Source organism: Lascolabacillus sp. (assembly GCF_028696275.1).
Taxonomy (GTDB): domain Bacteria; phylum Bacteroidota; class Bacteroidia; order Bacteroidales; family Dysgonomonadaceae; genus Proteiniphilum; species Proteiniphilum massiliensis.
This window is the reverse complement of sequence record NZ_JAQVHI010000030.1, coordinates 17,040-26,315: the sequence shown is the minus strand read 5'-3', so window position 1 is coordinate 26,315 and position 9,276 is coordinate 17,040. Positions and strand designations below refer to the sequence as shown.

The 9,276-nt window shown below is 39.2% G+C and carries 7 protein-coding genes; 1 reads left to right on the top strand and 6 read right to left on the bottom strand.

All coding sequences use genetic code 11. From position 1 onward, the window contains the following. Positions 1-1,096 (top strand): ComEC/Rec2 family competence protein (locus tag PHO43_RS07825; RefSeq protein ID WP_288011820.1); only part of this gene is annotated, 1,096 nt, incomplete at its 5' end. A gap of 7 nt (positions 1,097-1,103) precedes the next feature. Here PHO43_RS07825 and PHO43_RS07820 read toward each other — a convergent pair. From PHO43_RS07820 to PHO43_RS07795, 6 genes are all read right to left on the bottom strand, one after another. Continuing rightward, positions 1,104-4,223: an efflux RND transporter permease subunit gene (locus PHO43_RS07820; protein WP_288011818.1), complete on the bottom strand. Its 3,120-nt coding sequence runs from the start codon at positions 4,221-4,223 to the stop codon at positions 1,104-1,106. A gap of 17 nt (positions 4,224-4,240) precedes the next feature. Beyond that, a complete protein-coding gene (locus PHO43_RS07815) occupies positions 4,241-5,767 on the bottom strand; it encodes an efflux RND transporter periplasmic adaptor subunit (RefSeq protein ID WP_288011816.1) in 1,527 nt (508 codons plus the stop codon). Positions 5,768-5,862: 95 nt separating this feature from the next. Beyond that, a complete protein-coding gene (locus PHO43_RS07810; RefSeq protein ID WP_045089089.1) occupies positions 5,863-6,300 on the bottom strand; it encodes a DUF6769 family protein in 438 nt (145 codons plus the stop codon). Positions 6,301-6,510: 210 nt separating this feature from the next. Continuing rightward, a complete protein-coding gene (rprY, locus tag PHO43_RS07805) occupies positions 6,511-7,227 on the bottom strand; it encodes a response regulator transcription factor RprY (protein WP_288011814.1) in 717 nt (238 codons plus the stop codon). Between the two features lies 1 nt (position 7,228). Next, positions 7,229-8,791, bottom strand: a complete 1,563-nt coding sequence (locus tag PHO43_RS07800) for a sensor histidine kinase (RefSeq protein WP_053826686.1) — start codon at positions 8,789-8,791, stop codon at positions 7,229-7,231. Positions 8,792-9,018: 227 nt separating this feature from the next. Beyond that, the coding region (locus tag PHO43_RS07795; RefSeq protein ID WP_288011812.1) for a dienelactone hydrolase family protein at positions 9,019-9,276 on the bottom strand (258 nt) is incomplete at its 5' end.

Sequence of the window (9,276 nt, the reverse complement as noted above, 5' to 3'; positions counted from 1 at the left end):
TACAGGCAAAGGTGAATCATCTTTCTTCATTTTCCCTGATGGAACAACTATGCTGGTTGATGCCGGTTCCTCTTCGCGTGTAAGACCACCAAGACCAAATCCACGGCCAAACGCAAGCAGGATGCCGGGAGAATGGATATCCAGATATATTCTTCAAATGATGGAAGGACAACAGGTAAAGAAAATTGATTACATACTTCTAACCCATTTTCATAGCGACCATATGGGAGATCTTCAGTATCCCGGGGTAACAGACTCTGAAAATGGACCATACAAAGTGACAGGAATCACCCAAGTTGGTGATCTTGTTAAATTTTCAAAGATAGTAGACCGTGGGTGGGATTTTCTTACTCCTAAAGATGATTACTTTGAAAACTACAGGAATTTTGTAGATTGGCAGGTACAGAATAATGGAATAGTATATGAAAAATTGCGTGTTGGTTACAATGACCAGCTGACTATGGTAAACAGACCTGACAAATACAATAATTTTGAGATACGTAATATAGCAGCAAACGGTGTTATTTGGACAGGATTTTCTACAAATGTCAGAAATCATTTTCCATCACTTGAGAGTTTGACACCGCAGGAATATCCTTCTGAGAATATAAACAGCATTGCTTTCAGGCTATCTTATGGAAGGTTCGACTATTTCAATGGGGGAGATATCTCTACAGCAGAACCTTATGACTGGAGGGATATAGAAACTCCTATAGGTTTGGTTACAGGTCCTGTTGATGTCTGTATCGCAAACCATCATGCATATCTTAATGCAATGGGAGATTCTTTCCTGAAGGCTACCCGCCCCAGGGTTCATATTATCCAGGCCTCCTGTCCAACTCACCCTTCATCAAATGCACTATTAGGGATGTTGTCAACAGAGTTATATCCTGGTCCCCGCGATGTTTTTGCAACATATATTATGGATGAAGCACAGGTAGTGATTGGTCCTACAATTGACAAGCTGAAAAGTCAGCGGGGACATATTGTAGTAAGGGTAAGTCCGGGTGGCGATACCTACATGATATATATATTGGATGACTCATCTGAAGAGTACAAGGTTATAGCAGTTCATGGACCGTATAACTCCAATTGAAAGGTATTTATTTCACCTTCTTAACTATCAGCTTATTTATTTTCCTCGATCTTCTTTTCTGAATTACCTCATATACAATTGGAATTATATAAATATTAAGCAAAGTGGAAGTAATTAATCCACCCAAAACAACTACAGCCATAGGACTCTGTATTTCATTGCCCGGCTTATCTCCTTGAAATACAAGTGGTATAAGAGCCAAGGCAGAAGTTATTGCAGTCATAAGGATAGGATTTAGTCTGTCAGCTGAACCTTTTAATACTGTGTCGTGCAGATTTTCACCATCCTGCCTCATATGCTCATATCGGGAAACGAGCAGAATCCCATTGCGGGTTGCAATTCCAAAAAGTGTTATAAATCCTATGATTGAGGGAATGCTTACGGTACCTGACGTTAACAATAGCGCAAAAACGCCACCAATAAGGGCAAGAGGCAGATTAATTAAAATGATGCCTGAAAGTGTCAGATCCTTGAATTCACCAAACAATAACAGGAATATAACCAAAATTGCAAGTGTTGAGGTTATGAAAAGTGTACGCGATGCCTTTGATGCATTCTCAAACTGTCCCCCGTACTCTATTCTGTAACCTTCAGGTAGTGTAATCTCACTGTTTATCCTGTTTCTGATCATATTAACTGCACCATTCAGGTCATATCCTGATGAAACATTTGCCGAAACAACTATCTTACGCTGCACATTCTCGCGACTAATACTGTTTGGTCCTCCAACAGATACAATCTCGGCAACCTCTTCAATTGGTACTTTTCCGCCAAAACCTGTATCAATAAGTGCAGATTTTACCTGCTCTATATTAGTTGTATAATTGTCGTTGAGCTTGATTACCAGATCAAAGCTTCGCTCTCCCTCGTAAATATCGGCAAGTTTCTCACCGGGGAAAGCAAGATTTATGAATCGGTTGAAATCATCTATCGTTATTCCATATTTTGCCAGCATAAGCCGGTTGGCTCTTAACTGCAGCTGAGGAACCTCTGTTTGTTGTTCAACTGCCACATCCACAACACCTTCAATTTCCTGAATTGAATTCTTTATCTGATTGCCCATCATGAATAGTGAGCTAAGATCGGATCCAAAAATCTTTATCGCGATATTTGCCTGAGTACCTGACAGCATGTGGTCAATTCTATGTCCCAGGGGCTGACCAACAGATGTTACTACTCCAGGAATGTTAGCAAGTCTGGAGCGAACATCTGCTAAAAAATCTTTCCTGCTTCTATCTATCAGGTCAAAGTTAACCTCAATCTCAGCACTGTTTGCCGACTGTGCATGTTCGTCAAGCTCACCGCGACCTGTTCTCCTGGCTGTGCTGGTAACTTCTGGAATATCGAGCAGTTCTGATTCTATCAGATTGCCAAGTTTATTGTTTTCATCCAGAGAAATTCCAGGTTTGGTAACTGCAGTAATTACCAGCGAGCCCTCATTAAATTCCGGGAGGAAGCTCTGTCCAAGTGTGAAGAATAAACCTAAAGCTATAATAAACAGTGCAAATGCTGGATAAAGTACCTTTCTTTTATTATTCAGTGCAATGGAGAGAGTTCTTTTATATGCCGATGATAATCTGCGGGTAAGCCAGTTGTCTTTCTGTTTTTTCTCGAGATATTTTTCATTTGTCAACAGTAACCTGCACATCAATGGCGTCACGGTCATAGCTATAATGAGAGACATCGTGAGAGAAACTATATATGCAATGCCAAGTGGTTTCAGCATTCGGCCCTCCATTCCTGAAAGGAAGAATAGCGGTACAAATGATGCAATAATTATAAATGTTGCATTGAGTATGGAAGCACGAATCTCTACTGATGCGTTAAAAACCACATCAAGCACAGGTTTGCGTTCAGTTTCAGGCAATCTATAATTCTGACGCAATCGTTTATACACATTCTCCACATCGATTACTGCATCATCCACCAGAGAACCAATTGCTATAGCCATTCCACCAAGTGTCATAGTGTTGATGTTCATTCCCAAATAGTGAAGTACAATTATGGTTCCCAGAAGCGATAATGGAATAGCAACAACAGATATTATTGTAGTTCTACCACTTCCAAGGAAGAGGAAGAGTACAATTATCACAAACAGCGCACCCTCTAAAAGCGCTTTGCCCACATTGTTTACCGAAGCTTCAATAAAATCAGCCTGACGGAAAATCTCACTGTCCATCTTCACATCTGCAGGGAATGTTTTTCTTATCTCTTCTAGATTCCGCTCAATATTTTCAGTAACCGCAAGAGTATTTATATGAGGTTGTTTTGATACTGATATTATTACTGCAGGCTTGCCATTCATAGATGCATGTCCCATCTTTACAGCACTTCCAATTTTCAGTTCAGCAACATCAGATAGCAAAATGGGACTACCATTCACAGTCTTAATATAAGTGTTTTTCAACTCATCTATACTGTTTGTGCGGGCTATACCTCTTAAAGCATACTCATTGCCATAATCCCTCAGAACCCCACCGTTTGAGTTGCTGCTCATTGAAGCACCGGCTTTAGTGAGTTCTTCCATTGTAACACCATACAAATTCATCAGTTGAGGATCTGCAAGTATCTGATATTGTTTGTAATCACCTCCAATAATGGTAACCTGCGAAACACCACCTGTTGCCAGGATAGCAGGCTTAACAACCCACTCGGCTAGTGTGCGCAGTTCCATTTGCGAAGTGCTGTCGCTCTGCATACCTATAAAAAGTATCTCACCCATAACACTAGATTGAGGAGCAAGAACCGGGATTACACCTTCAGGCAAAACATCTCCAAGTGTTACAAGCTTCTCACTCACTACCTGTCGCGTTTTATATATATCAGCACCCCAGTCGAACTCCACCCATACAAATGATGAACCCTGTGCTGATGTTGATCTTACTCGCCTTACATCAGTAGCGCCATTCATTGCTGTCTCTATATGAAAGGTAACCAGACGTTCCACCTCTTCGGCCGACATACCCTGAGCATCGGTCATAACCACAACGGTAGGGGCAGTGAGATCAGGAAATACATCAACCTCCATATCCTGAGAAATATATAGTCCCCCAACTATAAGCAGAATTGCTGCAAGCAGAATAAAGAGCCTGTTATTAAGAGAGAAGTGTATAATTTTATTTAGCATAGCTTACTTCCTTAATATTAATGAACATGACCCGAATGGACATCGATTGCACCTGCCGATTGTGATAATTTCACCAATACAGCACCTTTGGCTATTACTCTTTCTCCTGCCAAAACTCCCTCTTTGATTTCTGTTCTTCTACCATCATTAACACCAATCAAAACGGGGCGCTTCTCAAACAATTCCGGTGTCTGTTGAACAAAAACGAAGTAATTACCCATCTCCTCCACAATTGATTCGTTAGGTACAGTTATCACGCTCATATTCCCATCTGTTTTCAGATAGAGATCAACCATACTGCCAGGTAGCAAATCTTCCCCTTTATCAAGCTGAATGGTTAACGTAATAAGTGGATTATTGAGATCAACCGATCTGCTATATAGTATGTTACCTGCAGCAATTTTATCAAGTGAGAATATCTTATCACTATTTAATATCCTGAAGTTCGCAGAATTGATATTATCAAGCTGGTCATAATATCTAGACTGTAATTCAGTTTGAATGATAAGTCTGTTATTCCTCGATATTGTCATAACAGGTTCACCTGCATTCACAAACTGACCATTCTTTACCAGTAGTTCATTTATGTATCCCGAAATAGGGGAGGAGACTTGCTGACTGCCAGCTTTGAAGTTTCTACTAAGGTTATTGTAATTCGCTTCTGCACGTTTAAACTCAGCCATGGCCTGATTCAGCTCACTTTCCGAAGCGATACGTTCTGCAGCCAGTAACTCTTTTCTTTCATATTCTGCTTTTGCTCTATTGTACTCACTTTCAGCTTCAGCAATGCGAACAGAGAGGTTATTTTCAGCCATTGAACTACCATCTATTGTAAAAAGTGATTGTCCCGAATTCACTTGAGTCCCGGCAAACAGGCTGCTTCCCGTAAACTGAATTACACCTCCCATTGAGGAAGAGACTACATGTACATTTTCCGGTCTATTTCTTATTTGACCTGCTGAACGGATAATTTGACCAATGGTCTCCTCTTTAACCAACTCTGTTGAGAAATCTATTTTCCAGCTCTGCTCCTTCGAAAAGTTTACACTGTTTCCACTGGCAGCAATGTTTTCTCCTTCTGAGTGTGCTTCAGCATGTTCATGCTCCGCCTCGTGAATATCAGCATGTACCTCAACAGGCTCCATAGACACCACTGTTGTTGTACCATCCGATTCAATCTCAAAGGAGAGTATGCCTGTTCCAGCTTCTGCCGGTATAATTTCAAACTCATATATTCCTTCATGAGTTGGACTTTCAAGTGTTTGTGATACTGTTTCACTTCCCATGTTTAGTTTCACAGTCACCCTCCCTTGATTCATCGGTTTAAAATCCTCCAGGAAGGTTATATGTGCCATAACATGCGCCTCTTCACCGGCAATAAGAGGTGAGGCAGTCACATACACCTCAAATTCAGGTGTGTATGATGTCAGATGGAGATACTCATTCACGTGATGAATATGAACATGTTCATGACTGTTGTTCCCGCAGCCAATAAATGAAGCCACGAAAATTGATATAATAATAAAAATATAATATGTTTTCATTTTGGTTTGTTTACTCAGTTTATCCTATACTTCATTCAAGTACCTCCTCTAAAAAAGAAGCTGTATAAAGAAGTTTGATAATTAAATTGGATAAATCAGCAAACAGGGGGTGCTCTCAATCCCTGAGAGTCAGGCAGATAGTCGGTATAATCCGGGATGGTAAAAGTGTCGTAAAACTCAGATTGAAAATCTTCTATAAGTGTGTGATACTCATCAACTGCTGAAAAAAGCAACAGGAGCGGAGTAAGATCATTTACTTCAACTGTTAACTCTTCTCTTGAGTCGTCGCCACCTTTAAGAACAATATTAGCATCTGTACAATTCTTACTGTTATCCTGACAATCCCTGTCAGAGTTATCACAGTGATTTGAATCGCACTGGTTATGATCATGAGGTGTACAGTTTGATTTATGAATGCTTAATAAAACAATTGTGGAGTCGTCGTGATGATGATGAGGTATAACAGTATGAGCAAGCAGTATAAAGCCTGCAAAAATTAAAAAAAATGGTGCTATTTTTTTAATGAATCTCATCTTTTGCTTCTCACTCTTCAATTCTTACATATTATGATTCAGAATTATACTCCACAAAGTTATAGTATTTACTTATAAACTACAATATTAATAAAATATGTTTACAGATGTCTTGTTTTTATTGCAATTTTTCAGGTAATAAAAAAACAGGAGGAGAAAATTATATTTCTCCTCCTGCCCGATCTTTTTTAAATTTTCAGTGTACAGCTATTATAACTCTGACTTATCATCTTCTTCGGTTGGAACTATAAGTTTGTATCCTTTACCATGAATGTTGATAATTTCAATATTGGGTTCAGGTTTCAGCAACTTGCGCAGTTTAGTGATATAAACATCCATACTGCGGGCATTGAAATATGTATCCTCTTCCCATATCTGCTTCAGAGCGTGGTTTCTTTCGAGTATATCATTTGCATGAGCGCAAAGAAGTGAAAGTAGCTCAGACTCTTTTGTAGTAAGTTTAGTCTGAATGTCACCAATAGTCAGAATCTGTTTCTGAGTATCAAACATCATTGAACCAAAGCTGTATACCTGCTGTTCTTTGCTCTTCTTGCCTTTAACACGACGGATAATCGCTTCAATACGAAGAACAAGTTCTTCCATACTGAAAGGTTTGGTAATATAGTCATCAGCTCCTGCTTTGAAGCCTTCCAGTACATCCCCTTTCATATTTTTAGCAGTAAGGAAAATCACTGGAATCTCAGAGTTGATTTGTCTAATTTCCTTAACCAATGTTACACCATCTTTTTTTGGCATCATCACGTCAACAATGCACAGGTCGTATTTTGTTTTTACAAACCCTTTGAAACCGGCTTCCCCATCAGGGAACAGGTCGGTATCAAACCCTTTAGCCTGGAGATACTCTCTCAACAGCATGCCAAGATTTTCATCATCTTCGCATAAAAAAATCTTCAATTTTTCTTCCATATCATTTTTGTGTTATTACGGGTAAACTTATTATAAATTTTGTTCCTTTACCTAGATCACTATCAGCACGTATAGTGCCATTCAGATCTGTTACTATTTTCTTTACATAGGCCAATCCCAGTCCAAATCCCTTCACATCGTGCCTGTTGCCTGTATGTACACGATAGAATCTCTCGAATACTTTTTTAGCATCCTCCTTTTTCATTCCAATTCCATTATCCTCAATCGAGATAATGATTTTATTTCCTTCATTACGTGTGCGAATCATCAATTCCGGCGGCACATCTCTCTTGCGATATTTCAGTGCATTATCCAGAATATTAAAAAGCACGTTTGTAAAGTGCATTTCATCCACATATATTGTAGATCTCTCAGCCTGAAGATCAATATCAAGTGTACCTTCAAGTTTTTCCACCTTCAAAACATGCGTATTGGCAACACTCGCCACCAGATCGTTTGCATCTAACTCTTTCATCTTTAGTTTGGTCTTCTGCTGATCAAACAGTGACATATGCAATACCTTTTCTACCTGGAGGCTCAAACGCTTGGTCTCATCATTAATCACGCCGGTTACATGTTTAAACACTTCCGGTGATTTCAGAATAGACTCATCCTTAAGCATCTGTGATGCCAGTGAAATTGTTGATACAGGAGTTTTTAACTCATGCGTCATGTTATTAATAAAATCATTTTTCATTTCAGACAAACGCTTTTGCCTGAATAACGATACCATTGTAAAAATAAACGTTATCAAAAGGATAAACGTGAAAATCAGAGATGGTATGAAGAATGAAAGTTCGCTATAAACATAATTTCTTTTTGTAGGGAAATATACCCTCAAAGTATTAAGCTTTGCCGATGAATCGTAGGGAAACAGTGTCTGAGTATATATCGCACTTCTGTCTCTGTTCGAAAAGCCCGGTGATGAATAAACCACTTCGTTGTTGAAATTCACTACCTGAAAACTGAACGGCTCATTCAATCCATTATAGGATAGCTCTAACCTGATGTTTTGCTCCAATCGGTTGAAGTCAACCCTGTTCTCAATAGGCTCATTGCTGGCACGATTCATTATCTTAAAGATAACTTCATCCAAAAGCGATCGTTCATGCAGATAACGTTTCGATAGTATTTGCTGCATTTCATACTGCGTCTTGGAGATTGTACTGGCATTCTGCCGAGGTGTAATAAATACCCTCTCCTGATCCTCTTCCGGACGTAACGATAGTTGCGGTCTGTTCGATTCAAGTTCCTGTCCACCAACATCAGCCTGCTCACCGGCAGTAACTGACTGCTCGTTTGTGATGCCTTCTGTATTGCCCGACTGGCTATACTGCTGTGTATATCTGTTTTCCGACTCAATCATATCCTGTTCCAGGTAGTATAGTGTCTGGTCCTGTTCAAGGTCCCTCATCACATTATACAAGCTTCTGTTGACCTGTTCGTCAAACTGCTGGGTACGGATATTCATGCTTGTCCGCATATATCTCACCTGCAGAAACAGCAAAGCAAAGAAAGCGGTAAACATCACTACGGCAAGCAACCAAATAGTCGATTTTTTCATACTTATTTTTACTTACCTCCGTTTTTATTACAATTTTAATTTCAAAGATCGTCTTTATTAATCAATAATTTAACAAATAAACGACTTTTTTGTTTAACATATCATCTTAAAATTGAAAAAATGAGTGAAAAAACCGATGTTTCAACAATAATTAAGAAAAAAAGGCCTATTATAGTTTTAAATTATGTTTTGTTAAAATGGGATTTTAAGTTTATTGTTATTAAAATTCATTTCAAGCATTCTTCTAAAAACAACAAGGTATGGTTCCATGCCCTTTTTGCCATAACTTCGTCATATTCCTGCGATTCAGGATTAGTGAAAGTGTGACCTGTGTTTGCATATATAATAATCTGCCAGTCGGCATTACCCTCCTTAAGCTCTTTCACCAGATTGTCAAAATCTTCCTCAGACACACTCTTGTCTTCTGCAGGGTGCTCTACCAGTACTTTGGTGGTGATAGGGCCGTTTGTACGAGAAATATCCTT